This window comes from Marinobacter alexandrii, assembly GCF_005871205.1.
Classification (GTDB): domain Bacteria; phylum Pseudomonadota; class Gammaproteobacteria; order Pseudomonadales; family Oleiphilaceae; genus Marinobacter; species Marinobacter alexandrii.
Window position 1 is genome coordinate 630,945 of sequence record NZ_SWKM01000012.1, and the last position, 23,000, is coordinate 653,944.

Genomic DNA, 23,000 nt, shown 5'->3' on the forward strand with positions numbered 1-23,000 from the left:
GTTGTTAGTCAAGGTATTTAGCGCTGGCTCTTGCGCTGAACAATAGCCCCGGGGGACATCTGAACTTCCGGCAGGGCGTCAAAGAAGAATCGGTAGCCGCCCTCCAGGCCATCGTTTATGACGCCGTACATGTTCTTGTTGAAGTCGTAGATGACGTTTTTGACGTTGTAGGGGATATCAAGGTTGTAGAGTTGTACGCCACTCAAAAACATGGATCTGTATAGCTCTCCGCTTTGGTCCCATGCGTCATACAGGCCAACCCCAAAGGTGTCTTCATCAAGGTAATACTGGCGCTTGCTGTATACATGACGTTGGCCTGGCTTCAATGTGGCCTCGACCACCCAGACCCTGTGGAGCTCCCAACGTTCGCATTTCGGGTTTGCGTGGTTATTCTTGAATTGATTGTCCTGCTCACAGTCGAAGTAGAACTCGTAAGCGTTATAAGGGATGAACATTTCTTTTCGGCCAATCAATTTGTAGTCGAAACGCTCCTGACTGCCGGAAAACATCTGCAGTTCATCGAACAGTGTTACGCCACCCTGGCTGGCAACCGGGGTATCAAACGCAAACTCGGGGGCCAGCTTGATGCGGCGCTGGCCGGGGCTGTAGCTCCACGCTCTGCGAGACTGATCAATCGGATCAAGAAAGTCGGCCAGTATCGTGACCTCACCGGCGCGCCTAGCGGGGTATTTGTTCAGGGAATATACCCGGGCGTACATGTTTGGTTTACGGTCATCCCGATCCACCTGATAGTACGGTTGCTCCTCCAGGGTTTCCTGTTCCGCGGCTTTGATGACGTTGCCGTTGGCGTCCACGATCCAGCTTTTAGATGCGCTAGTAGTGGAATAACCAGGACCGATCTTGTAACGCAGTTGCTGATTCCAGATCACCTCATTGCCATTTTGAGGAATTGGGAAGGGGAGCCCGCCTCGACAATTTGTTTCTACGGCGAGACCGCCCTTGGCGGTGTGGCACTGAGTTGCGTTGCGAATGGTGGCTTTCTCAACCTTATCGGGGTAGGCCGCAGTGCGGTGGCTGGGATAGATGTCCATATAATAGCCAGGCTCTTCCCTGAGTAATTTTTTTTGTCCAGCGCTCAGTTTGTCGGCGTAATCGTCGACATTACTGGCGTCGATCCGAAATAGGGGCTTTTCGTTCTCGTACGGGTTGGCCCATTTTCCGCTCTGAGGTTCAAAATCGTCCGGAGCTGTTCGTAACCCCCCGGTATAAGGTGGAATGGTTCCTTCTTCGTTGCCTTCTTTGATGGCACCCCAAGGGGTAAGTTCGTTACCGAGTTTGCTCGCTTTTTCGGGGCTGACCGCTGCGATCGAAGCGGAGGACATTGCTGCAAGGGCAACACATAACACGAGGGATGGTTTCATCACGTTCTCCCTATTTATTGTTTGTATCGTAAGGATGTTTTTTGTTTGACTTGCCTAGTCGTCGTAGATCTGGGGCTCGACGTATCGCAAGATCAAGCTAGCAAAACCGAATCTTAGTATCCACAGTAAAGAATTGAATTCTAAATGAAGAAAAAAATGGCAAAGTGTTGACAGGCTGTTGGTCACAGTTAGAAAGGCGCTGTACATCGCCGGCTGCGGCGATAGGCTTTGTTTTTAGAACAAAGAAAACCGTTTTACTCGGAATAAAACGGTTCTCGCATTGAGTCGTAAAAGAGCATCTTTTGATGTAAAGGGATATGGAAAGATCGGATAACGTAAAGGTGTACGAAACTAGGTTTTTGGATTGAGATTTTGCACTCAAATCGCAGCACTACGCTTGGAGACCTACCTGAAAATTACAAGCACCACCGGTTATGAACGGTTAGATGCCGTCAATGTAGGGAGGGCGAACTGACCGATTCGTCCCCCCTGTACATACCGGAAACACGATACGTCGTGTTCAACGCGGGAACATATGATAGTCACTTAAATTCTGGGGAACGGCACAGTAGCTTGGATCGAACTGACAAAGTTGGCTTTGTTGCCTGCTGCCGGCGGGGCTGCTGGCAACCAAAATGATCACAAACTTTAGAACAATGACAAAACCAATAATCATAAATCCAACAGCAATATTTTTTGTTTTCATGATGCCTCCCGACACTGCGTGTCATGGGTTCGATCAAACTTAAACCAAGGGTCTATAGTCCAATCATCTTTCTTGTTGTTTCAGTCGTCATTTAGGCGTTTGTAGCCAATACCAATTTAGCAAAGTTTCTCCTGAATATCCACTATAAAGAATTTAATTCTGATTAAAGAATTGCGAGGGCGAAATGTTTTGCGGCGAAGTATGCACCGGCGCTATTTACGCCGGTTCCAGGCGGACCTCGGGTCGGGCGGTATCAGTTGTTCTCAAACGATTTACGTTGGGCGTGATGCTTGCTTTTATGGACTCTTCCAAATTGGTAGACCAATAAACTGGCGGTAGCTGAAAACAGCAATACCCCTGTGAGTGGAAGGGCGCCCGGAAAAGTTAGCAGGCTCACGGCCATTGAGCCCAGGGTGCCGATAAGAAACTGAGTTGCGCCCATCAGTGCCGATGCTGAGCCGGCACGGTGTCCCTGATTTGCCATAGCGAGCGCCATCGCGTTGGGACCGAGGATGCCCATGGAGGTCATGAAGGCGAACAGGCAGAACATCAGTAACACCAGGGAATCGAGGCTCAATAGGGTGGCAGTCAGGGCCACCAGGGAGGCGATGAAGGGAACCCAAATGACCGTCCCTAGTAATGTCTCGGGGCCGTATCTCGTGACCAGGCTCGCATTGAACTGGGATCCCGCGATCATCCCAACGGCGTTGATGCCGAAAAACCACCCGAAATGCTTGGCCGGAACACCGTATAGCTCAATGACGACAAACGGCGATCCAGCAACATAGGCAAACATACCTCCAAATAACATGCCTGCAACCAGAACGTATTTTTGGAATTGCCACTCTCCCAGAAGGTCCAGGTATTGAGTCAGTGCGCCCCACAAGCTCAGCCGCGCGCCTGCTTCGCGGACATGTGTTTCCTGCATGGTGTAGTGCATACCGATGATGAGTGCGATACCCGAGGCGCACAGAACTCCGAAAATACCGCGCCAACCCATGATGTAGAGAAGGAACCCGCCGACTAATGGCGCCAGTATCGGTGCCAGGCCCAGTGCCAGCATGAGCAGTGAGAATGCTCTGGCACCTTGGGCGGGGGTAGTTCGGTCGCGAATGACGGCTCGACTGATCACCACGCCGGAGCTGCCTCCGAGTGCCTGAATGAAACGAGCCAGCGTAAGGGTCGTAAGGTCGTTGGCAAACACACAGGCCACAGACGCCAGAATATAAAGCGCGAGACCAAAATAGAGAGGGGGTTTGCGTCCGAAATGGTCACTCAGTGGACCGTATAGAAGTTGGCCGATTGACATGCCCAATAGATAAACCGCCAGTGTTATCTGCACTTGCGATGAATCCACATTGAGGCTGGCCGCAATAGCCGGAAACGCGGGCAAATAGAGATCAACGGACAGCGGAGACAGCGCTGTCAGCATGGCTAGAAGGAATAGCCAGCCCGGGAAAAATGACGCCAGTTTTGACAATTTCATAAAACGGGAACTCCTGCCAGCGTCGGTTCTTAGCCGGGATGTTGGGTCTGGAACAGCAAGACATGCGGAGCGCACGATCCGTGCGCTCATTCGATGTATGAGCAGGTCAATGGAAGGTTAATGTGGTTGCTGTAGCGTTAGTCGAATTGCTGATCTTGTGTTTGGTCGAGATCGTAAGTCGACGAGACTATTCTCCAGTTCGACACCCAATACAGACTTTGTGTCCGTCATGATCCCTGATATAGGCGGCATAGGCATCTTTCGCAACGGGGCGGGGACCGGGAGCGCCCTCGTCAGTGGCCCCGGCCTCCAAAGCCAGTCGATGGACTTCATCAACCATATCCCGGCTTTCAGCCTGGAGTCCGACGGTTACACCGTTGCCAGCCGTAGCCGCTTCACCATTTATCGGGTAAAGGACGACCAGGGAAGGTTGGTCCAGCCCCCAGGCAGAGGCTCTGCCTGGTACATTGACCAATCGTTTCAGGCCTAACGGAGCCAGGATGGTGTCGTAAAACGAGGTGGCTCGCTCAAGATCCCGGGTCCCCAATGTAATGTGCGTAAAGATGCTCATCATCTGTCCTTATTAAGCGTTTTTCGAAACTCAGCCGCGATGTTCTTTTTCCCACTCTCTTAGATCGAAGCCTTCGGCGCTCGCTTCGGTGGAAGTCAGTTCTGGCGGACGCGCAAGAATTTTTTTGCCGGCCAGGTGATCCCCTGGGCGATTGCAGGCTTCGACGGCAACGAAGTGGCCTTTGCGGAAACAGAGTACCGAGAATTGGCGGGATTCGGGTGCGCCTAGGGTGACGGTGGTGTCGAAGCCCGTTGATAACCCTGCAATCTGGAGTTTCAGGCTGCCTTGATCCGTCCAAAACCACGGAACACTGGTGAACGGCGATGGATTGCCCAACAACCTGGCTGCGACAGCTCTGGCCTGGTCCATTGCATTTGGCACAGATTCGATGCGCGTTGGTTGTCCTTCGTTGTGAACACAGGGAAAGCAGGCTACATCGCCAATCGCTGAGATCTGGGGATCGTTGGTCAACAGATCTGAATCCACTTTGATCCCATTTTCAATATGAAGGCCCGCCTCACTGGCCAGAGTGATATTCGGGATCACACCAATCCCATAGACGACGAGATCTGCCTCCAGGGTTTCGCCGTCCGCCTTCTCCACACCGGTTACTTTTCCCTGGTTGCCAACCAATCGGTTGACGCCTTGGTTGAAGTGGAACGTGACGCCGCATTCCCGATGGGTATCCTCAAAAACCTCGGACATTTCCTGGGAAATAGCGCGAGCCATGGCACGTTGGCCCATGTCGATAACATGGACATTCGCGCTCTGAACGGCGATGGCGGCGAACTCCAAGCCTATGAAGCCAGCTCCGATAACAACAACATTCCTCGCCGTTTTGACGGCTGGAGATAGGGCATCCGCATCCGCGAGGGTCTTGATACCAAATACGCCGTTCAGGTCCTCGCCGGGGAGCGCAAGAGGGCGGTTGTGGGCTCCTGTGGCCAGCACCAGATGTTCGTAGTCGCAGGCCTCGCCGTTTTTGAGCACAACACGCCGGTTTTGGCGATCAATCTCGACGGCTGTGTCATGAATCAGCTCAATATTTTGTTCCTGAAAAAACGTTTCAGGACGAAAAGCGAGGTTCTCACGCTTTATTTTTCCAAGCATGTAGGCTTTAGACAGCGGTGGACGTTGATAGGGCAGGTCTGGCTCGTCACCAATCAATGAGATCTTGCCCTCGAAGCCCCCTTGTCGCAGAGATGCTGCGACCTGAAACCCTGCCTGCCCGGCACCGACTATCGTGACAGAAGAAAGTGACATGTGGACTCCAATTGATCAGTACTGTGACTCGGGCAGACGAAGGACCATTCCGTCCATACTCTCATCAAGCGTGAGTTGGCAGGTCAGTCGGCTGTTATCTTGTCGTTCACTGGCAAAATCCAGCATGTCGGATTCAGTATCTTCCATTTTGGGTAGAACACTGACCCAGTTTTCGTCAACAAAGGCGTGGCAGGTCGCGCAACTGCAGGCGCCGCCGCAGTCTCCCTGAATGCCAGGAATCATGGCATTAAGAGCCGCTTGCATGATGGACTGGCCATTCTGGCCGGTCAGCATGTGTTCAGTACCGTTCGATTCAATCAATGTAATGGTAGGCATGGAGTTTCTCCTTCTATGATGAGGCTGCCTGGCTGGAGCTAAGGGCGGAAACCGATGAGTGTTTCGGCACTTTCCCCAGGGTCATTAGCAATGCTGGGCCAATAATGGAGCATGCAAGGCTGTAAATCAGCATTGCCGTATAGCCCCCCGTGTAGCTGAGAAGGCTTGCGAACAGAAGTGGAGCCAGGGCCGACGCCACCGTTAGCAAACCCTGGTGGAAGCCGAATAGACGGCCGTAGTCCTTGAGCCCAAAATAGCGCGCAATCAGGAACGCTGCGATATCAAACTCGGCACCGGCACCGAATCCGACGCAGACAGCAGCGACCATGAGCGGTACCAACTCAGTACCCCCTTGCAAATAGATAAGGCAGCCTATGGCGGGCAACGCAAGACTTATGGCCGCTATTGCTGGCGGCCAGAAGCGGTCTAATAGATAGCCGACGGCAATTCGGCCGAAAATCAGGGATACCCCGAAAAAGCTAAACACCAGGCTGGCATTTTCGGCTGATAGGCCCATGTCTCTGAGCATTGGGACGGTACTGGTAACCATTCCAACAATAGAGGAGATGACCAGTGCGAGAGCAATGTTACATGTCCAGAACTTTCTCGATACCAGGCCCTCGCGGTAGGTAACTCCTGGCACGGCCTCAGCATCGACGTCCTGCCCGGATGCTTCCGGCAAAAATTGTGGGAGTGATAACCATTTGGCGGTGAAGGGCAGCAGTATGGCGGTATTCATCAACGCGAGAATGACAAATGCTGCCCGCCAGTCCCAGGTTTCAATGCCCCATGAAAGAATTGGCGGCACAATGGCGGCAGTGATCCCCGTGCCGCTCAGGCCAATTGCCAGAGCCAGCCCACGATTTTTCTCGAACCAGATATTCAGTAATTGAGTCCACGTGACCGCCAGACACCCCATCCCGAGCAACGGCAGAACTGAGAAAGCAAGATAGAGTGTCCATATTGAGCCCTCTATCTGGGTCGTTCCCAGATACCCCAGAGAAATGAGGACAAGTGATGTCATGGTGACGCGTTTCATCCCGTAACGCATATTCAGCCATCCCACTATCTGTAGCGAGATCACCGCACTGGCAAACAGAAACGTGATCGATGCCTGTAGTGAGCTTTTATCCCACCCAAAAGCCTCTTTCAGCGGAATGACAAGCGTACCAAAGCCGTATAGGAGCGAGGCGTTGATACTGATTGCGATGCCTATGACAGACAGCACCAGTATGCGCCAGCTTTGCCGGAACTCCGTTAAGTCAACCGCAGCGTCGCTTTTTGTCGGCGAATGCATAGTGCGACCTTCGTTTGTTGTTGTGTGTGAGGCTTAAAGTCAAGCCTCCCGCTCTTATTGATTTCTGCATTTAGAACGGTAAGCTGATACCAGAATATTTGATGCGTTGCCTAATGTCCACCTCAAGGTGCCAGGACGGGGCATAACAATAATAGAGGCAGGGGGAAGTAGATGGTGTGGCTTAGTCGATTTTCTATGGGGGCAAAGCTGTTGGCTGCGCCCACGCTGATTATTCTTATGCTGATTGGCATTTCGGTGGTGGCGTATGAAGGCCTGAACCGCCAACAGAGTGTTCTGGATCAAATAGAGAAGACGCGATTCGCTGAGCTTCAGCGAGCACTGGAAGTCTCCTCGGCCTCCCAAGCTGCCATGGTCGGCTCCTATGCAGCTATCGTTCAGCTGATGAGGGCTCAGGGCAGTATATCCAAAGAAGCTTTGCAGGCCTACGTGGACGAAATGCAGGCGAGTGTTAACGACATGCTCGAAGGTGTGGCAGAAAGTCGGAGCAATAGGTCCGGCATTGGCGAGGAAGAGCTTGCTATTCACGAAAAGTTGGTGGAACAGGCCGGATTCCTGGCAAAGGGTATTGGTGATCTTGGGGACGCCATTTTAGATGACCCATACCTGGCCCCATCTCAATTGGGATATGTCCGTGCTGATTATAATCGCTTGCAAGGGTTGCTTGGTTTGTTGATAGAAAAGCAGAAATCGTTGGCAAGCGCGTCATTTTCTGAAGCTAATTCCACTGCAGAGGATGTGGCACTCTCGTTGGAAGTTTCAATTGTCGTAGCCATTGTACTGGCTTTGTTGATAGCTCTGATGGTTCGACGGCAGGTGCTTCGCTCGATCAAATCTATTGAAATAGCAGCGTTGCGATTAAAAGAAGGCGACCTGACCCATAGAGTCGAGGTTGTTGGGCGGGACGAGATCGCTCAAACAGCGTCTGCGTTCAATGACCTCATTGGCAGTCTTCAGTATTCCGTAAAGAAGGTCGTGCATGTTGCAAAATCGGTTGGTGACTCCGCTGAGGAGCTCGTTGTGACGTCCGATCGTGTGGCTCACGGTGCAAACGAGCAAGCAGGGGCGGCGGTGCAGGCGGCCACGACCATGGAGAACATGAGCCAGGATATCGCTTCGATTGCCTCGCATGTCGAAGATTTGCGAGCGTCAGCGAAGGAAAGTTTGGAGGGGTCGAAAGCGGGGCGTGAGGCACTCAACCGGATGGTGCGGGAAATCTCACGGGTCGGGGAGGCTTTCTCGTCGATCAACCACTCCGTTGGCGATTTTGTTGCGAGCACAACGGAGATTACCAGCAGTATTAATCAGGTTAAGGATCTATCCGGACAAACCAATCTTTTAGCGCTGAATGCGGCGATCGAAGCTGCGCGGGCCGGTGAAAACGGTCGTGGGTTCAGCGTCGTCGCTGAAGAAGTGCGCAGTTTGGCACAACGCTCTGCGTTGGCCGCAAACTCCATCAATGAGCTTACCGACAATCTTGAAGATCAGTCACAAAAGGTAAACGTAGCGCTTGAGGAAGGGTCCTCTGCACTCGACGGAAGTCAGTCCTTACTTGAGGCTTTGGAGAGAGTCTTGTCCGAAGCAACGCGACTGGTTGGAAGTTCCAGTGATGGGGTTGATGAAATTGCCGAAGCTGTCCACAAACAAAACAAAGGGGGCAAGGAAATAGCGGAGAGTATTGAGAGGATTGCAGAGATGGGTAAAGACGGCAATGAGATATCGCACAAAGTGCGGACGTCTGTTGCTTCTTTGCGGGAGTTGTCGGAAGAGCTGGGGCAGTCCGTGGCCCACTTCCAGATATAGCGTCTTATTCCATGCCAGGCCAATGCCGCATCTGTAGGGTAGGTAAGTGCTCTAGCAAGGCGTTCGTGTCTTTATACTGTTTTTAGTCCGTTAAATGTTTGTTATTTAAGAAAATATAAAATTTATTTTACAAAAATAAGATTTTTGTTCATTATCGTGGAATGCTGAACTGGAAAAGAGGAAACAATTATGAGTTCGGAAAAGAAAAACCTCCGTGCCGTCGCCGATCGAGGGGCTTGTTGTGGTTATGGGCTGTGCGCTGCAATTTGCCCTGAGGTGTTCAAGTTGGATGCGGATGGGCTGGTCTACTTTGAAAACGACGAGGTGACTCCCGAGCTGGAAGAATCCGCTCGCGAAGGTGTTGAAGCTTGTCCCGCAGAGGCTATTTGGTTGGAAGAAATCGAGGACTAGCCGTCACTGTTTCCAGTCGCGTTGATTTCTTCTAGAGGTGTTATGTATGGGACGTTTGGACAAGAAAGTAGCTCTTATTACGGGTACTGGCGGTGGACAGGGCCGGGAGGCAGCGTTGCGTTTTGCCCGCGAGGGCGCGATCGTCGTTGGTTGCGATACCAATGAAAAAGAGAATACTGCGACTGCCGAGTTGCTAGCCAAAGAAGGCTATGTGTTGTACGGCAAAGCACCAGTTGATCTAGGGGATCCAGATCAGGCCCAGGCATGGGTAGAGGCCGCGGCAGCGGAACATGGACAGATTGATATTCTGTATAACAATGCGTCAGCCGCTCGTTTTGCTCCGGTCCACGAAATGTCAGTCGAGGATTGGCAATTCACCATTCGCAATGAAGTAGATCTGCTTTTCTATACCACCAAGCACGCCTGGAAGTTTCTCGCAGAAACAAAAGGCATCATCATCAATGTATCGTCCACTGCAGCCTGGGGCGGTTCGAAAATTGCGGGTATTTCAGCCCATGCCGCAGCCAAAGGTGCGGTGGTTTCGTTTACCCGTCAGCTTGCTGTTGAGGGTGCTGCGTCTGGTATCCGGGCTGTGAGTTTAAGTCCGGGGTTCGTTGCAACACCTGGGACTGCAGAGTTTATGAATAACCCTGAAACTCGCGCCGCTTTGCTGGATGGCGTGCTTCTTGACCGACCGGGGAAACCCGAGGAAGTTGTGGCGATGGCGCTGTTCCTTGCCTCTAGTGAAGCATCCTTTATTACGGGCTCAGACATTGTTATCGATGGCGGATTACTGGCTATCTGACACGTCGTGCGAGTACCGCAGAACATACATGGTCTGAGATGTTTAACAACAAATAACTGGAGAAGGTAATGGACATTATTGGTATTGGCTATCTCGGCTTTGAATGCACTGATGTTGATGCGTGGCGTAGCTACGGCCCAGAAGTAATGGGGTTTGGGATTGGAAGCAACCCGGAGAACGACTCTGAGTCTCTTTATCTCCGAATGGATGACCGTCGATACCGGCTAGCCCTGCATCCTGGCGAAGTGGATCGCCTGGCCTATATCGGTTGGGAAGCGAAAGGCCGGCTTGAGTATATGGCCGCTTTGAAGAAGTTCCGGGACGAAGGCGTTGAATTTGAGGTCGCAGACGAAGAACTGTGCCAAAAGCGTGGTGTGAAGGAGCTTATTCGCTTTCTGGATCCGGTTGGCTTTCGCCACGAGCTGTTTTATGGTCAAAAGTGGACGCCGCAGTCATTTGTTCCCGGCCGTAGACATGGTGGATACCTGGCCGGCAAGCGCGGGTTGGGGCACATTGTTTTGATGTCGCCCGAATACAACCGTGAGCTGGAACATTTCTTGATTAACATCATGGGGTTCCGCTGGTACGGCTCCGGTGCCGGAAAAGGAAAGACTGGCTTTTTCCGTTCCAAGCTCAATGAGTATACCAGCCACGATATTGCCTATGGACATGCTCCTGGGCGTATGGGGGTTCATCACATTGGTGTGTTTGTGAACAGTATTCGTGATGTTGGTGAAACCTACGACATTGTCAAAAAGAAGGACTTACAGTTGCTGATGACTCTGGGTCAGCACTCCCAGGATCCACACGTATCGTTCTACCATTACAACCCATCCGGGTTTGCCTTCGAGTGCATTGGCGAAATTGAGCCGTGGCATGATGATGGCTTTGAGCTCAACCCGGAAGTAATGAGTGTGTGGGGGCATGAAATGGTGGGCCCTATGCTGGGCTCTTTCATCAAAACCCCTGAAGAAGTCCGGGATCCTGAGTTCAAGCCGAAAAACGGCTAGGAACATGCGCATTGGCAGAGTACTGAGTGCGGAAGGGGAGGTTGGTTGGGCTCTGTTGGAGAGCGACTCAGGTTGTGCACGCTGGATAAGGGGTCGATTTTCTGATTGGGCACCTTTGGTGGCTCTTGGGTCGATTTCCGAAATAGAGCTTGCAAGTGGGCAGCTTCAAGCAGACGGCTTTCGTCTGCTTGCACCCATCGAGCCTGGTGCCCGGATATTTGGTGTTGGTCTCAATTATCTGGAGCACCTGACCCGCCTTGGTTCGTCAGCTCCTCCTCACCCTCTTTCCTATCTCAAGCCTGAATCGGCAATAGTTGGTCCGAATGAAGACGTGATTTATCCAGCGGTGACCCAGCAGTTGGACTATGAAATAGAACTGGTTGCAGTGGTCGCGTGTGAACTTGCGGACTCCCCGCATGCATCTTCGTGCCTTCTTGGGTATACGATCGGCAATGACGTTAGCGCTCGAGATGCGGGACGGGCTTTGGGGCGCCTGGATCTTTTTACTCAGAAAGCGATGGATCGAACCACGCCACTGGGCCCTTGGGTTGAGACCATTGATGGTGCGGGTGGTGCTGGTCAGCCAGCACTCGACCTAACGATGACAGTAAATGGTCAGGTGCGGCAAAAGGACAATACCCGGGAGATGATTTTTTCCCTCGATGAGATTCTTAACTACATCGATGCACGTTGCGTTCTGAGGCCAGGAGATCTGGTGTTCACTGGATCAACATCCGGGGTAGGGCTTGAATCTGGGCTGTTTCTTCAGCCAGGCGATATCATGGAGGCCTATATCGAAAAAATCGGTACATTGCGGAACGCTGTTTCAAAGCCCCGGAGATTATCACCTCACCGTCAACGCGGGCCTATTGGGGCGCCTTAAGGCTATTCCTGAGTACTTTATATCCAGTTTTGCTCATCCCTGATTCTTTCAGCCTCCAGGTCAGGCGCTAAGTTCAGTAGTTCGTTCCAAGAAAAAGTGATGTCAAAATTTCATTCTTGATATAGAATGAAATAGTTCAGACAATTTATGTTTTCGGGGATGACTACGCGATGGACTCAGATGCTACATCAGAAATGACAACCAAAACATCCAAATCAGCGCCTGTCACGGTCAAACCTGTCGTTAATGCGATACGAATTCTACGGTTTTTGAGTGAGTCAGCGGCGCCGGAACGTGCTGTCGACATAGCGCGTAAACTTGAGATTAACCCCAGTACCTGTTTCAACATCCTTCGGACCTTGGTCAATGAAGATATGGTTGATTTCAGTCCGATGTCGAAACGGTATTCAGCCGGCCTTGGGCTGGCAAGGTTAGTGGAACAGTTTGTTACTCAGGGGCAAAAAGTTCAAATGGCCAAGCCTTTGCTGGAAAATTTTGCGGCGCGGTCAAAAGTGACTGTCACGCTTTGGCGAAGAATGGGCAATGACCGAATCGTGATCGTTAGCTCTGCCGCGTGCCCCACTGATGTTCGAATTGATATGACCGAAGGACAAAGGCTGCCCATTCTCATGGGCGCTAGTGGTCGCCTCTTTGCGTCCCAGCTAGACCTCCAAAGTGATAGTATCAAATCCATGTTTGAAAATATTCGTTGGGGGACAGCGCTCTCATTTGACGAATATCGTGCCCAGGTTACTCAGGCTTCGAACAAGGGCTGGGCGATAGACGATGGTTACTTCTCCATAGGCATCCTTGCGGTTGCCGCCCCTGTGTATTCATCGTCGGGAAACATCGATTTCACGGTTTCCGCTGTCATGTTTCGCGGCCAGAAGAACGACGCTGAAATCGCTGAACTTGGCGAGTCCCTTTGCACTTTGGGTCGAGACCTGGAAAAGGTACTTTTCTAGTCTTTCACTAATAAAAGGCTGCCACCCAATGGTCCACCTCCCGCAGCGGTAACGGCGACCTGGTGTTCAGCTATCTGACGGTCGCCTGCTTTTCCCCATAGTTGGAGGCAGGCCTCGTGGACATACCCCAGCCCGTGAGTTCTTCCGCCAGAGAGCTGGCCGCCGTTGGTGTTAATCGGGAGGGGGCCATCTCTCGCTATGCGGTGTCCTCCTTCAACAAAGGACCCGCTTTCTCCTTTGGGACACAGGTTCAGTGCTTCCAGCCAGATCATCGTTAGTATGGAAAAACCATCGTAGAGCTGTGCTGCACCAACATCGGACGGTTTTAAGTCGGTTCTAGACCACATCATTTTTCCAGCATCAAACGCAGCCCCCTCCGTCAGCGAAATCTGATCCCACGACCACGGTTGATTTAACGCCGAACCAATGGCCTCGATACGGATAGGCGGGTTGGGGGCATCTCGTGCTACGTCTTTTCGAGACAGCACAATGGCAGTGGAAGCGTCGCAATGAACATCACAGTCAAACATTCGCAGTGGACTAGAGATCATCCGCGATTGCATATAGTCGTCCATTGTCATGGGGGTGCGGTAAATTGCTTTGGGGTTAACTTGCGCGTTGCGGCGTGCGTTGAGCGCAATTTGAGCGAGCTGTTCGGGTGTTGTCCCATAATCGTGGAAATGCCGTTGTGCGTACATCGCGATCAGGTTGCTGGCGGATAAGACATTAAACGGCGTATACCATTGCCACGCGAAACTGCTGTCCCTGCCTTGTGTTTTATTGCTCAGTGCAGAAGCTTCTTTATTCGATTGTCTTGCAGTGGATTCGGTAATCGTTCGGAACACCAGGACGTTTCGACAAAGTCCACTCGCGATTGCCATGGCGCCGTTAATAATTCCGGCAAGGGGGCCGGGCCCCTCGTATCCTCCGCCAAACCAGTTCACCTGCAAGCCAAGTGCATTTTGAAGCGCATTTGGGCCAACAGGAGAAAAGCTGTTGCCGTTGTTATTGTCGCCTGGCCAGCACGCAATACCATCGATATCTGAGCGCTTTAAGCCGGCGTCTGCTATGGCTTCGAGGCATGCATCAACAGTGAGGCGCATGCCCGATAATTGCGAGGGGCGAGCAATTTCTGACTGGCCGATTCCTGTGATGGCGACATCTTTTTCGTAAACTCGGTCGAGCATGGTTATTCCTTAATGAAAAGAGGCAGCCAGACATCGTCCTCTTGCCGAAAGCGAACCCGCACTGGCATACCGATAAATACGTCTTCGACTGCCAGATCTTCGATGTTGGTGACGAATCGGAGGCCTGCCTGTTCTTCCAGTTCAACGATAGCGATGACAAATGGCTCGTTGAGTTCCGGGACCCAGGGTTGGTGATTGATTGTAAAGCTCGCAACTTTGCCTCTGCCCGAGACTCGTCGGGGGTTAACGTCAAAGCTCGCGCAATTTGGGCAGACAGGCCCGGGAGGGTGAAAAAAGCGCGTGCACGAATGGCAGTAGTGCATCAGCAGGGCGTCACTTTTTCCACCTTGCCAGAATGCACGGTTATCAGCGTTCAATGCAGGGAGTTTTCTGGGCATTACCGGATCCTGTGTCGGCCTCGTTATCTTCCGCTAGCTTATCAATTGCACAAAAAATAAAAAAGTGTTCTAATTTAAAAAAAATTGAGATAGCCTTGAGACATGCTCCTACAACAAATTCAATCTATGGAGGTCTTCTAATGAATCTTCCGTTTACAGGCCGGACAATCATCGTTACCGGCGGCTTTGGAGTCCTCGGACGCGCCCTGTCCGCTTTGCTTTGTGATCGCGGGGCCCGAGTGGTCGCTCTGGACCTGAGTGATACGCCTGAACACTTGACTCAAGCCGATAATTATCTGCCTCTTGGTGGCGTTAATCTGACTGATGCCTCATCTACAAGCCAGGCGTTAGAAAGAGCTGCAGAGGTATTTGGACACATCGACAGTATTGTCAATGTGGCAGGTGGGTTTGCTTGGGAAACCTTTGAAGAAGGCGACCTGGAAACCTGGGACAGGCAGTATCAGATGAATCTTCGTACGGCTGTGGTTGCGACGAATTCAGTGCTGCCCTATTTGCTGAAGGGTGATCGTGGTCGTGTTGTAAATGTCAGCGCCCTTGCAGCGCTCAAGGCTGGTTTGGGTGTATCTGCCTATGCGGCCTCGAAAGCGGGTGTGGCTCGCCTCACCGAATCTCTCGCAGAAGAGCTGAAACAGCGTAATGTTACCGTCAATGCGGTAATGCCCAGCATTATTGATACGCCGAGCAACAGAGAGGCCATGGCGGACGCCGATTTCTCTGCCTGGGTGACGCCGGAAGCACTGTCTGAGGTGATTGCATTCTTACTGTCAGACGCGGGTGAGGCTGTTACCGGGGCCTGTGTTCCCGTATCGGGCCGTGTCTAGCCAGTTTTGCAGCTTGGGAGAAACTGATGAGGTTGGTGACATTTGTAAAAGAAAATGGCGAAGAAAGGGCGGGAGCACTCATTGATGAGGATCAAGCTGTCCTTGATCTCCAGCACGCCTACTCTCTTGTCAAAGGCGGTGAAACTCGCGTTCTCTCAAGCGTACTGGCGCTTGCCGAAGCCGGTAAGGACGGGCATGGGTTGGCTCTCGAGCTGGTTGCAAAGGCGCCAGTTGAAGCGGTCGTGAAGCGTTCTAGGGTGAAGCTTCGGGCACCTATTCAGCCGCCTCCTCAGATGCGTGACTTTTCGTGTTTTGAGTTACACCTTCGCCAGAGTTTTGCCGCGGCGCGACGTGCTCGCGCATCGCGCACACCAGACCCTGAGGCAACGCTAAAGGCGATGAATACCCGGGCTGATGACCGTGTCATTGACACGTTTAACAGGCAACCAATCTATTACAAATGCAATAGGTTTGCGGTTGTTGGCATGGATGATCAGTTTGAATGGCCAGCGTTTAGCAAGGCCCTGGATTTCGAACTGGAATTTGGTTGCTATATCGGTCGGCCCGGCAAAGACATTACGAGGGAAACGGCTCGCGAGCATATTTTCGGATACACGATCTTCAACGATATCTCCGCGAGGGATATGCAGTCCAAGGAAATGGCTGGCATGTTGGGGCCCGCAAAAAGCAAGGACTTCGATACTGCAAATGTGATGGGGCCTTGCTTGGTGACAGCCGATGAGTTGGAGGACCCCTATAACCTGGAGATGATAGCCCGGGTCAACGGCGAAGAGTGGGGGCGGGGCAATACTCGCGACATGCGTTGGAAATTCGAGGATGTTATAGCTCATGTATCCCAGTCGGAGACTTTGCATAGCGGAGAGTTCCTCGGTTCTGGAACCGTTGGGAACGGGTGCGGCTTGGAACAGTTGCGTTACTTGCAGCGCGGCGATGTAGTGGAGCTTGAAGTTGAAAAACTTGGGACGCTAAGAACAAAGGTTGGTTGAGCAAGTCGTGCTGTAATCAAACGAAAGAGAATAGCGCCAGCTTGTTGAGTGGCCCTGGTGAGACGGTGAATGAAATGGAGGCAGATATGCTAACAAAAACCAATCCGGTGCTTTCGGACGGTACCCGGGTTTCTGACCTGATATATCCAGATACGCGGGAAGTACAAATGCGCGTGTTGTCGGACCGTGAGATCTACGAACTGGAAATGGACAAGATCTTCGGCAAGACATGGCTGATGCTTGGGCATGAGTCGGAGATACCGAATCCAGGCGACTTTATGGTTCGTGACATGGGCGAGGACTCGGTCATTGTGTCGCGAGACAAAAGCGGAGAGGTTCATGTTCTGTTGAATGTATGCCCTCACAGGGGCATGCGGGTCACCCTCACTGATTGCGGCAACAGCCAGATCCACAAGTGCATTTATCATGGCTGGGCGTTTCGTGCGAATGGTGACTTCGTGGGTGCCCCTGTTGAGAAGGAGAAAATGCACGGTTCCATGCTGGAGAAAGCCGAGCTGGGCCTGAAGCGTGCGCGCTGTACTCTCTACGGGGGGCTCATTTTCGCGACCTGGAATATTGAAGGGCCTTCGTTCGAAGAGTTCCTGGGTGATGCGAAATGGTATTACGATTTGCTGTTTCTTCGCAGCGACAAAGGAATGGAAGTCCTGGGGCCACCCCAGAGATTTATTGTCAACGCGAACTGGAAGACAGCCGGTGAACAGTCAGCTGCTGATGGCTTTCATACACTGACACTGCATCGTTGGTTGGGAGAGATTGGTAACTACTCCAAAAAAGGTGAAGGTGAAGGTGAAGGTGGCGATCTGAGCCCGGAGATGTACGGTGTTGAAGTCAGTTCTCCCCATGGGCACGCACTCCGGTGCATTGACTTGGCACGTAAGATTCGTCGAATCACCGGTCTAGATCCGGAAAAACTCGATGTTGAAGAAAAGCTTAAAGCGTTACCGCCTGCGGGTATGACGGTGGATATGGTCGATCAGCTGAAGAATAACCTCTCGGAAGACCAGCTGAAAGTTCTCACTTCCATGCCGCCACAGGTAGGGGGGATGTTCCCCAATATCCTGTTCGGGTTTGTATATATCCCGCAGCCCGATGGAACCGTAGTGGGTTCGATGACCATGCACACCTACATTCCGCGCGGTCCCGATAAGCTGGAGTTTTGTAACTGGATTTTCGCTGAGAAAGACGCACCACCAGAACTCCGGCAGAAGATGCTGGAACAAACAATTCAGTTGTTTGGTACCTCGGGAATGGTGGAGCAGGATGACTCGGACACATGGCCTCACATGACGCTCTCCGCCAAAGGTGCGATGGGAAGGCACATGACCCTGAAGTATCAGGCTGTGTTCGAAAAGGGAGCTCCCGAAGGATGGCCCGGGCCGGGAATAGTCAACGAAGGTTTTACTAAGGACGATACCCAGTGGCATTGGTGGCTCTACTGGAACGAGCTGATGAACGCAGAATAATGCAACTCTCTTGGGTATAAATTGAAGAGGCCTGTGATGCAAACGAATCAGGAAAAACAAGACGGTGTAGAAGTGGGTGCATACGTTCCCATTGGTTCAGAGGCTTATAGTGAGATCGTAAGCTTTTTGTACGAAGAGGCGATGCTGCTCGACAACCTTCGTTTACAGGAATGGAGTGAGCGACTGGCAACGGATCTGGTCTATACGGCGCCTTTGCGCCAAACCCGTTTAGGGGTGGATCATGAGAAGACCTTCATTCGCTCGGTTCAGCACTTCCATGATAATTACCGTTCTATTCTTGGGCGAATTATGAGGTTGTCGGGTAAGAGTGCTTGGGCGGAAGATCCCCCAAGCAGGACCAGGCGAATGGTGACAAATGTTCTGGTTCGGGAAACGTCGTGTCCCAACGAGTTCGCAGTGACGAGTTACTTGATGATGACCCGTAGTCGCTTTAGTGCTGATGATGTTGATGTGATCAGTTGTGAACGCCGGGATATCATTCGTCGGGAAGAGACGGGTGAGTTCAAATTGGCGCGTCGCGAAGCGCTTCTTGACCAGTCTGTGCTGGGGACGCCCAATTTGGCGGTGTTCCTCTAGCCTCTAGCTCTCCACGTTTGTTCTACCCCTTGGCCTGCCTTCGTGGCAGGCTTTTTTGTGGCCGATGCACAAGTTTTCCAGCTCAGGAATGAGTGTTGCCGTGGAGCCAGGTCTCATCTTCAGCGCACAGCAGTCCCGGGGCGTTCGTGAAGTCAAGTGTTGAGCCTTTCACTCGGATTGCCTGTTCAGCCCGAACTGGTTGCTGGCTGAAGCACACACCCAGTGGCCTTGCGTGTTCTTGTAGATCCAGGTTTCTTTCTCTGCCGCGAGAGATGATGACGCTGCGTCTCAGCACCAGTGCGGCCTCGGATTCTTCGGGGCTTAAGTGGTCGATTGCCCACCTTGCCATGCCATGATTCAGGTCAACACCATCGTAGGGGGGCGGGCTGGTAATGAGTGTTTTCTCAACATTCCATGTTAGATAAGGCTTCCCGTTCCGCCGCAGTTCGGCCGTTGTTTTGTCGTTTACTCGCATCGGAACGGCAATGTCATAGACAAGTTTATCGCTCTGTCTATTGGCGGTGGCGATCACAAGGCCGGCTAGATCCAGCATATGGGTGCATTGATGCCGGGCATCCGTATATCGGGTCACGCTGTGCGCTATCTCAGACAGCTCCATCCCTATCAACGATTTGAGCGGGTCGGCAGCGGAAGGGCAGGCTGAATAAGGGTAACGATCCGCGTAACCATGAACATCGGTCACTTTGCCGTTGGCGTAGCGGATCGCCACTCTGAAATGGTGAAAATCATCCTCCAGGGTAGCTCTGATCTCGTCCTGACTAACTGCGTTGATTTCGATTCTTCGCCTAAACAGCATTGAGTAGTCCTCTGGACAAGATCGCGAATTAGGGGTAGATGACACCCTTCGTATGCATTAATATGAACAGTAACAAAAAAAGTGTTTATCAAAAAGGAAAAATCATGAAACTGCTAGAGAACAAAGTGGCGCTGATAACGGGTGCCGGTGGTGGCATTGGTGAAGGTGTTGCGCGGTATTTTGTCAGTCAGGGCGCGGCGGTTGTGATTGCTGAGCTCAATGAAGATCAAGGCGAGGCAGTTGCATCTGATTTGAGAGCAAAAGGTGGTCAGGCAGTGTACTGTCGGACGGATGTCTCTGACAAAGCGTCGATCGCGGATTCGATTCAGGCGGCTGTCAGTCATTTTGGCGGGATTGATATCCTGGTCAACAATGCATTTGCGCCGACCCCAAACGTAAAGTTGGAAGAAAAGACTGATGAGATGCTACACCAGACCCTAAACACGACAGTTTGGGCCGCTTGGTGGGCAATGAAAGAAGCATTCCCACATATGTGCCAAAGAGGCGGTGGTTCCATTATTAACTTTTACTCTATCGATACGGAGATTGGCGCCTGGCTGCATGGCGACTACAACACCGCAAAGTCAGCCGTTCTAGGGCTTACTCGCAGTGCGGCCGCCGAATGGGGGCGTTTCAATATAAGGGCCAACGCGATTGCGCCTACCGCGATGGGTGCTACCTTCCACAAACTGGCGTCGGAAAATCCAGGCTTTAAAGAGCGCTCTGCCGCGATGCGGCCATTGGGAAGGTGTGGCGAACCAGAAGCTGATATCGGTCCTGTTGTGGCGTTTCTGGCTTCTGATATGTCCCGTTTTGTGACGGGGGAGTCGATTCATGTGGACGGTGGTCTGCACTTGCCGGGTTATAACTCCCGTCCTTCAGATGTTCCTGTCAGAGAGTATTAGCGTTGAGACTATATCCGGCTAAGGGGCGGGTGTTCACGCTAGTAGTGCTGAACAACCGCATGCCGAGCGTCCTGCTGGCATGCGGTTGGTTCAATGGTTATTGTTTGCTGACTTTTATGTCGGTGTCTTCCAGGTCCCAGGTTGTTGAGGTTTTACCCTCGTCTCTCAGCTGATACTTGAGTATCCGGCCCTGTGGGTTTTTCGGCAGGTCTGTCCGAAACTCGATGTAACGGGGCAGCGCATAGTATGGAACCGTGTCGGTGGCCCAGTGGAACAGTGACTCCTCCGTCAGGTCTGCTCCTTCATGGAGGATGGCCGTTATTTTAACGTCATCCTCGCCTTTGTCAGAAAGCACTGCATGCACGGCGACTTCAGCAATTGCAGGGTGATTGCTGAATGCGGACTCTACTTCAAAGCTTGAAATGTTCTCGCCGCGCCGGCGCAGATAGTCCTTTTTCCGATCGACAAAATAGAAGAATCCATCGTCATCGAATTTTCCTATGTCGCCCGTATGGAACCACATGTTGTTCATTGCTTTCAGTGTTGCTTCAGGGCGCCTCCAGTAGCCTTGGAACATGACGTCCGGACGCAACGGGCGAACGACTATTTCTCCGGCTTGGTTGGCGGGAAGCTCGTTGTCATCTTCATCAACGATCCGCACGTCGAAGTCAGGAATACGTTTGCCGGAAGAGCCGGGTTTTGCGTATTCACCAGCAGCGAGAGAGGTGATGACACAGGCTTCTGTCAGTCCGTAGCCGTTGCCGCCAACGAGCTTGGCGCCAAAGCGGGTGCGCCAGATTTCCTTGGTTTCCTCTGTGTAGGGGTTGCCACGAGCCGTGTGAATTTGTCCGTAGCAGCGCTTCATGGCGTCGTTGTCGGGGGCTTGGGCCAGTAGGCCTCCCATTCCGCCTAGAATTGAGGCAATGGTTGCACCGCTTCGCTCGACCTCGGGCCAGAAATTGGACACTGAGAATCGTGGAAGAATTGCCACTCTTGCGCCGACAAGCGCAGTAGCAATGACGCCGACGCACAGTGCGTTCATGTGAAACAGCGGGAGAGGGGTGATCGTGACGTCTTGTGCTGTGGCTGGTCCTGCCTTGAGCTGGAGCCTTGCCAGGTTGCACATGAAGTTGTAGCTAACCATGCACCCTTTGGAGGGGCCCGTGGTGCCAGACGTATAAATCAGGCAGGCCAGGTCAGCTGGATCGGGCTTGTCAGATATCGGCGTTTCGTCATTGCCCCGATGCTCATCGAGTGACTCGATAGCAATAGAGCAGTTGCCCGAGGACTTAGGGTCCCCCCGCTGCAGGATGAGGTTCAGGGTTTCGAGCTGGTCACTTATGTGGGCAACCCGGTCAATGTAGGTCGACTCGCAGATCATCAGGGCTGCATCCGCATCAGCAATCTGATGTCGTAGAAATTCCCCGCGTAAGGCCGTATTGAGAGGAACGCTGACTGCGCGAAGCTTGTTGATGGCGAGCCAACAAAGAATGGCGTCAATGTTGTTGTCCAGCATTGTGACTACAGTTTCGCCGCGTTTGACGCCAAGATTGGCCAGTGAATGAGCCAGTTTCGTAGATAGTAAGTCAACTTCTCTATAAGTGTAATAATTTCCAGTGAAGTCGAGGAAAATACGGTCGGGGTGGCTGGCTACAGCGCGGTCTAGCGCTGAAATAACCGTGTCGCGTTCTCCCACCGACCAGGTCTCCGGGTTTCCAGTACCACTCATAGTCATTCTCCCACGGTGTGGCTCCAGCAAGGAGCTTCCAAGTTTTATTTTAAATGGAGAATTCAATTCTATATTGAATTTTGCCTGTTGTCTCTAGGGAAGTTGAACAGAAATTGCTGATCGTGGCTAGTTTACCTGATATGATAGCTAAAAATTTATTTGCTACGGAGTAACGCATGGTCGAGCAAGAATTGGATACCCCAAATGCTTTGCAGGCAAAGGAAAGCCCCTCTCGATCCGATGACGTGGTCAGTCAGCCCAGCAAGCGCCATAGGAAGGCTCGTACCGTAAAGCCGAATCGTCGATCAGAAGAAACCATCAACAGCATTCTGGAGGCCACGGAGGAGGTGGTTCTCCGCTCTGGTGCGGATCGTATCTCTATTCTTGATGTGTGCAAGATAGCAGGCATTTCCCGGGGAACCTTTTATCGTTACTTTTCCTCCCAGGAAGATCTGCTGGATACTTTCTCGCGACACAAGCGAGATAATTTTCACCGTGTCCTTATGGAAACCGTCGGATCGGTCAAGGATCCAGAAGCTCGATTGGATAGCCTGATCGGCTTCATAGATGACTATCTGGAAGAAACTCGAGCTCGGCGTTTGTTGGTGGTGGCCCCCGAGTACGCTCTAAGTTTCTTTCGGCGCATCTTTCATGACTCGATTCTTCGATTTCAGGACGCTCTGGATATCGTGTTTGATGACTGGGATGAAAAGCTCGGTGTGAAACTGGATCGTGAACTGATCTGCGAAATGATCATTCGCTATGTACTTAGCGAGGTTCTTGTGCCGGAGGATGGCGGTCGCAGGTTGCTCCCAGCAAGGGTTAAGCGGTTGGTGGCGTCTTTGACAATGGGGTCGACTGCGCGCACCCGCCGCTAATCGTGAATCGGGAGGCTTAATTCCTCCCGATTTTTTAGCCATTTTATATTTTTCTGTCTTTATCGACTTTTCTTTGCCTCCCCTGCGCCCCTTCCTAGAAGAATTAATTTTATATCTCATTGTTTTAATTGAATTTACATAAATTTTCCCCGTCCTACCCTGAAGCCTCATGCGGAGTGATCTGAGCTGTTTCTCTATCTATATCTCTTTGCATAGATTG

Annotated in this window: 23 protein-coding genes; 12 read left to right on the forward strand and 11 right to left on the reverse strand. The window is 52.0% G+C overall.

The annotated features are described in order from the left end of the window. Positions 1-17: 17 nt before the first annotated feature. The 7 genes from FCS96_RS09845 to FCS96_RS09875 all read right to left on the reverse strand — a co-directional run bounded on the left by FCS96_RS09845 (position 18) and on the right by FCS96_RS09875 (position 7,041). Entirely contained in the window at positions 18-1,382 is a 1,365-nt protein-coding gene (locus tag FCS96_RS09845; protein ID WP_138440171.1) for a DUF1329 domain-containing protein, read from the reverse strand. Between the two features lie 520 nt (positions 1,383-1,902). Beyond that, positions 1,903-2,088 (reverse strand): hypothetical protein, encoded by a 186-nt coding sequence (locus tag FCS96_RS09850; protein WP_138440172.1) that lies wholly within the window; start codon positions 2,086-2,088, stop codon positions 1,903-1,905. 253 nt (positions 2,089-2,341) lie between these two features. Next, a complete protein-coding gene (locus tag FCS96_RS09855; RefSeq protein ID WP_138440173.1) occupies positions 2,342-3,574 on the reverse strand; it encodes a multidrug effflux MFS transporter in 1,233 nt (410 codons plus the stop codon). Between the two features lie 187 nt (positions 3,575-3,761). Continuing rightward, on the reverse strand, positions 3,762-4,145 hold the full coding sequence (locus tag FCS96_RS09860) for a VOC family protein (RefSeq protein WP_138440174.1): 384 nt from the start codon (positions 4,143-4,145) through the stop codon (positions 3,762-3,764). Positions 4,146-4,175: 30 nt separating this feature from the next. Then, a complete protein-coding gene (locus FCS96_RS09865) occupies positions 4,176-5,408 on the reverse strand; it encodes an NAD(P)/FAD-dependent oxidoreductase (protein WP_138440175.1) in 1,233 nt (410 codons plus the stop codon). Positions 5,409-5,423: 15 nt separating this feature from the next. Continuing rightward, complete coding sequence (locus tag FCS96_RS09870) at positions 5,424-5,744, reverse strand: 2Fe-2S iron-sulfur cluster-binding protein (protein ID WP_138440176.1); 321 nt, start codon at positions 5,742-5,744, stop codon at positions 5,424-5,426. A gap of 13 nt (positions 5,745-5,757) precedes the next feature. Continuing rightward, a complete protein-coding gene (locus FCS96_RS09875; protein WP_138440177.1) occupies positions 5,758-7,041 on the reverse strand; it encodes an MFS transporter in 1,284 nt (427 codons plus the stop codon). A 171-nt stretch (positions 7,042-7,212) separates the two neighbouring features. Here FCS96_RS09875 and FCS96_RS09880 point away from each other — a divergent pair, with 171 nt between their 5' ends. The 6 genes from FCS96_RS09880 (at position 7,213) to FCS96_RS09905 (ending at position 12,936) form a co-directional block, all read left to right on the forward strand. Continuing rightward, positions 7,213-8,862, forward strand: coding sequence for a methyl-accepting chemotaxis protein (locus FCS96_RS09880; RefSeq protein ID WP_171040725.1), 1,650 nt, complete (start codon positions 7,213-7,215; stop codon positions 8,860-8,862). Between the two features lie 189 nt (positions 8,863-9,051). Then, entirely contained in the window at positions 9,052-9,273 is a 222-nt protein-coding gene (locus FCS96_RS09885) for a ferredoxin (protein ID WP_138440178.1), read from the forward strand. Between the two features lie 46 nt (positions 9,274-9,319). After that, entirely contained in the window at positions 9,320-10,078 is a 759-nt protein-coding gene (locus FCS96_RS09890; protein ID WP_138440179.1) for an SDR family NAD(P)-dependent oxidoreductase, read from the forward strand. A 68-nt stretch (positions 10,079-10,146) separates the two neighbouring features. Beyond that, positions 10,147-11,088 carry a VOC family protein gene (locus FCS96_RS09895; protein ID WP_138440180.1) on the forward strand — a complete coding sequence of 314 codons (942 nt, stop codon included), beginning with the start codon at positions 10,147-10,149 and terminating at the stop codon, positions 11,086-11,088. Positions 11,089-11,092: 4 nt separating this feature from the next. Continuing rightward, the gene (locus FCS96_RS09900; RefSeq protein WP_138440181.1) at positions 11,093-11,971 is read left to right on the forward strand and encodes a fumarylacetoacetate hydrolase family protein; all 879 of its coding nucleotides are present in this window, start codon (positions 11,093-11,095) and stop codon (positions 11,969-11,971) included. A 170-nt stretch (positions 11,972-12,141) separates the two neighbouring features. After that, complete coding sequence (locus FCS96_RS09905) at positions 12,142-12,936, forward strand: IclR family transcriptional regulator (RefSeq protein WP_138440182.1); 795 nt, start codon at positions 12,142-12,144, stop codon at positions 12,934-12,936. On the opposite strand, the gene FCS96_RS09910 is transcribed toward FCS96_RS09905, so the two are convergent. Next, a complete protein-coding gene (locus FCS96_RS09910; RefSeq protein WP_138440183.1) occupies positions 12,933-14,123 on the reverse strand; it encodes a thiolase family protein in 1,191 nt (396 codons plus the stop codon). The two genes, FCS96_RS09905 and FCS96_RS09910, sit on opposite strands and share 4 nt — an antisense overlap. Before the next feature lie 2 nt (positions 14,124-14,125). After that, positions 14,126-14,521, reverse strand: a complete 396-nt coding sequence (locus tag FCS96_RS09915) for a Zn-ribbon domain-containing OB-fold protein (protein WP_138440184.1) — start codon at positions 14,519-14,521, stop codon at positions 14,126-14,128. A 140-nt stretch (positions 14,522-14,661) separates the two neighbouring features. On the opposite strand from FCS96_RS09915, the gene FCS96_RS09920 reads away from it, so the two are divergent. The 4 genes from FCS96_RS09920 (at position 14,662) to FCS96_RS09935 (ending at position 18,451) form a co-directional block, all read left to right on the forward strand. Continuing rightward, positions 14,662-15,363 (forward strand): SDR family NAD(P)-dependent oxidoreductase, encoded by a 702-nt coding sequence (locus tag FCS96_RS09920; RefSeq protein WP_138440420.1) that lies wholly within the window; start codon positions 14,662-14,664, stop codon positions 15,361-15,363. A 26-nt stretch (positions 15,364-15,389) separates the two neighbouring features. Further along, positions 15,390-16,370 carry a fumarylacetoacetate hydrolase family protein gene (locus FCS96_RS09925; protein ID WP_138440185.1) on the forward strand — a complete coding sequence of 327 codons (981 nt, stop codon included), beginning with the start codon at positions 15,390-15,392 and terminating at the stop codon, positions 16,368-16,370. 86 nt (positions 16,371-16,456) lie between these two features. Beyond that, positions 16,457-17,854, forward strand: coding sequence for an aromatic ring-hydroxylating dioxygenase subunit alpha (locus FCS96_RS09930; RefSeq protein ID WP_138440186.1), 1,398 nt, complete (start codon positions 16,457-16,459; stop codon positions 17,852-17,854). A gap of 36 nt (positions 17,855-17,890) precedes the next feature. Beyond that, the gene (locus FCS96_RS09935) at positions 17,891-18,451 is read left to right on the forward strand and encodes an aromatic-ring-hydroxylating dioxygenase subunit beta (protein ID WP_138440187.1); all 561 of its coding nucleotides are present in this window, start codon (positions 17,891-17,893) and stop codon (positions 18,449-18,451) included. A gap of 82 nt (positions 18,452-18,533) precedes the next feature. Here FCS96_RS09935 and FCS96_RS09940 read toward each other — a convergent pair whose 3' ends face one another. Then, complete coding sequence (locus FCS96_RS09940) at positions 18,534-19,268, reverse strand: DUF2889 domain-containing protein (protein WP_138440188.1); 735 nt, start codon at positions 19,266-19,268, stop codon at positions 18,534-18,536. Between the two features lie 104 nt (positions 19,269-19,372). On the opposite strand from FCS96_RS09940, the gene FCS96_RS09945 reads away from it, so the two are divergent. After that, positions 19,373-20,173 (forward strand): SDR family NAD(P)-dependent oxidoreductase, encoded by an 801-nt coding sequence (locus FCS96_RS09945; RefSeq protein WP_138440421.1) that lies wholly within the window; start codon positions 19,373-19,375, stop codon positions 20,171-20,173. 97 nt (positions 20,174-20,270) lie between these two features. On the opposite strand, the gene FCS96_RS09950 is transcribed toward FCS96_RS09945, so the two are convergent. Beyond that, entirely contained in the window at positions 20,271-21,902 is a 1,632-nt protein-coding gene (locus FCS96_RS09950; RefSeq protein WP_138440189.1) for an ATP-dependent acyl-CoA ligase, read from the reverse strand. Positions 21,903-22,078: 176 nt separating this feature from the next. Between FCS96_RS09950 and FCS96_RS09955 the strand changes: the two genes are divergently transcribed. After that, a complete protein-coding gene (locus FCS96_RS09955; protein ID WP_212747068.1) occupies positions 22,079-22,780 on the forward strand; it encodes a TetR/AcrR family transcriptional regulator in 702 nt (233 codons plus the stop codon). Positions 22,781-23,000: the final 220 nt, after the last annotated feature.

Coding starts and splice junctions, on each gene's coding strand:
- FCS96_RS09930 (WP_138440186.1), top strand. CDS start 16,457: ATGCTAACAAAAACCAATCCGGTGCTTTCGGACGGTACCCGGGTTTCT.
- FCS96_RS09950 (WP_138440189.1), bottom strand. CDS start 21,902: ATGAGTGGTACTGGAAACCCGGAGACCTGGTCGGTGGGAGAACGCGAC.
- FCS96_RS09910 (WP_138440183.1), bottom strand. CDS start 14,123: ATGCTCGACCGAGTTTACGAAAAAGATGTCGCCATCACAGGAATCGGC.
- FCS96_RS09945 (WP_138440421.1), top strand. CDS start 19,373: ATGAAACTGCTAGAGAACAAAGTGGCGCTGATAACGGGTGCCGGTGGT.
- FCS96_RS09870 (WP_138440176.1), bottom strand. CDS start 5,744: ATGCCTACCATTACATTGATTGAATCGAACGGTACTGAACACATGCTG.
- FCS96_RS09955 (WP_212747068.1), top strand. CDS start 22,079: ATGGTCGAGCAAGAATTGGATACCCCAAATGCTTTGCAGGCAAAGGAA.
- FCS96_RS09915 (WP_138440184.1), bottom strand. CDS start 14,521: ATGCCCAGAAAACTCCCTGCATTGAACGCTGATAACCGTGCATTCTGG.
- FCS96_RS09880 (WP_171040725.1), top strand. CDS start 7,213: ATGGTGTGGCTTAGTCGATTTTCTATGGGGGCAAAGCTGTTGGCTGCG.
- FCS96_RS09850 (WP_138440172.1), bottom strand. CDS start 2,088: ATGAAAACAAAAAATATTGCTGTTGGATTTATGATTATTGGTTTTGTC.
- FCS96_RS09935 (WP_138440187.1), top strand. CDS start 17,891: ATGCAAACGAATCAGGAAAAACAAGACGGTGTAGAAGTGGGTGCATAC.
- FCS96_RS09900 (WP_138440181.1), top strand. CDS start 11,093: ATGCGCATTGGCAGAGTACTGAGTGCGGAAGGGGAGGTTGGTTGGGCT.
- FCS96_RS09940 (WP_138440188.1), bottom strand. CDS start 19,268: ATGCTGTTTAGGCGAAGAATCGAAATCAACGCAGTTAGTCAGGACGAG.
- FCS96_RS09865 (WP_138440175.1), bottom strand. CDS start 5,408: ATGTCACTTTCTTCTGTCACGATAGTCGGTGCCGGGCAGGCAGGGTTT.
- FCS96_RS09895 (WP_138440180.1), top strand. CDS start 10,147: ATGGACATTATTGGTATTGGCTATCTCGGCTTTGAATGCACTGATGTT.
- FCS96_RS09905 (WP_138440182.1), top strand. CDS start 12,142: ATGGACTCAGATGCTACATCAGAAATGACAACCAAAACATCCAAATCA.
- FCS96_RS09875 (WP_138440177.1), bottom strand. CDS start 7,041: ATGCATTCGCCGACAAAAAGCGACGCTGCGGTTGACTTAACGGAGTTC.
- FCS96_RS09890 (WP_138440179.1), top strand. CDS start 9,320: ATGGGACGTTTGGACAAGAAAGTAGCTCTTATTACGGGTACTGGCGGT.
- FCS96_RS09885 (WP_138440178.1), top strand. CDS start 9,052: ATGAGTTCGGAAAAGAAAAACCTCCGTGCCGTCGCCGATCGAGGGGCT.
- FCS96_RS09925 (WP_138440185.1), top strand. CDS start 15,390: ATGAGGTTGGTGACATTTGTAAAAGAAAATGGCGAAGAAAGGGCGGGA.
- FCS96_RS09845 (WP_138440171.1), bottom strand. CDS start 1,382: ATGAAACCATCCCTCGTGTTATGTGTTGCCCTTGCAGCAATGTCCTCC.
- FCS96_RS09855 (WP_138440173.1), bottom strand. CDS start 3,574: ATGAAATTGTCAAAACTGGCGTCATTTTTCCCGGGCTGGCTATTCCTT.
- FCS96_RS09860 (WP_138440174.1), bottom strand. CDS start 4,145: ATGAGCATCTTTACGCACATTACATTGGGGACCCGGGATCTTGAGCGA.
- FCS96_RS09920 (WP_138440420.1), top strand. CDS start 14,662: ATGAATCTTCCGTTTACAGGCCGGACAATCATCGTTACCGGCGGCTTT.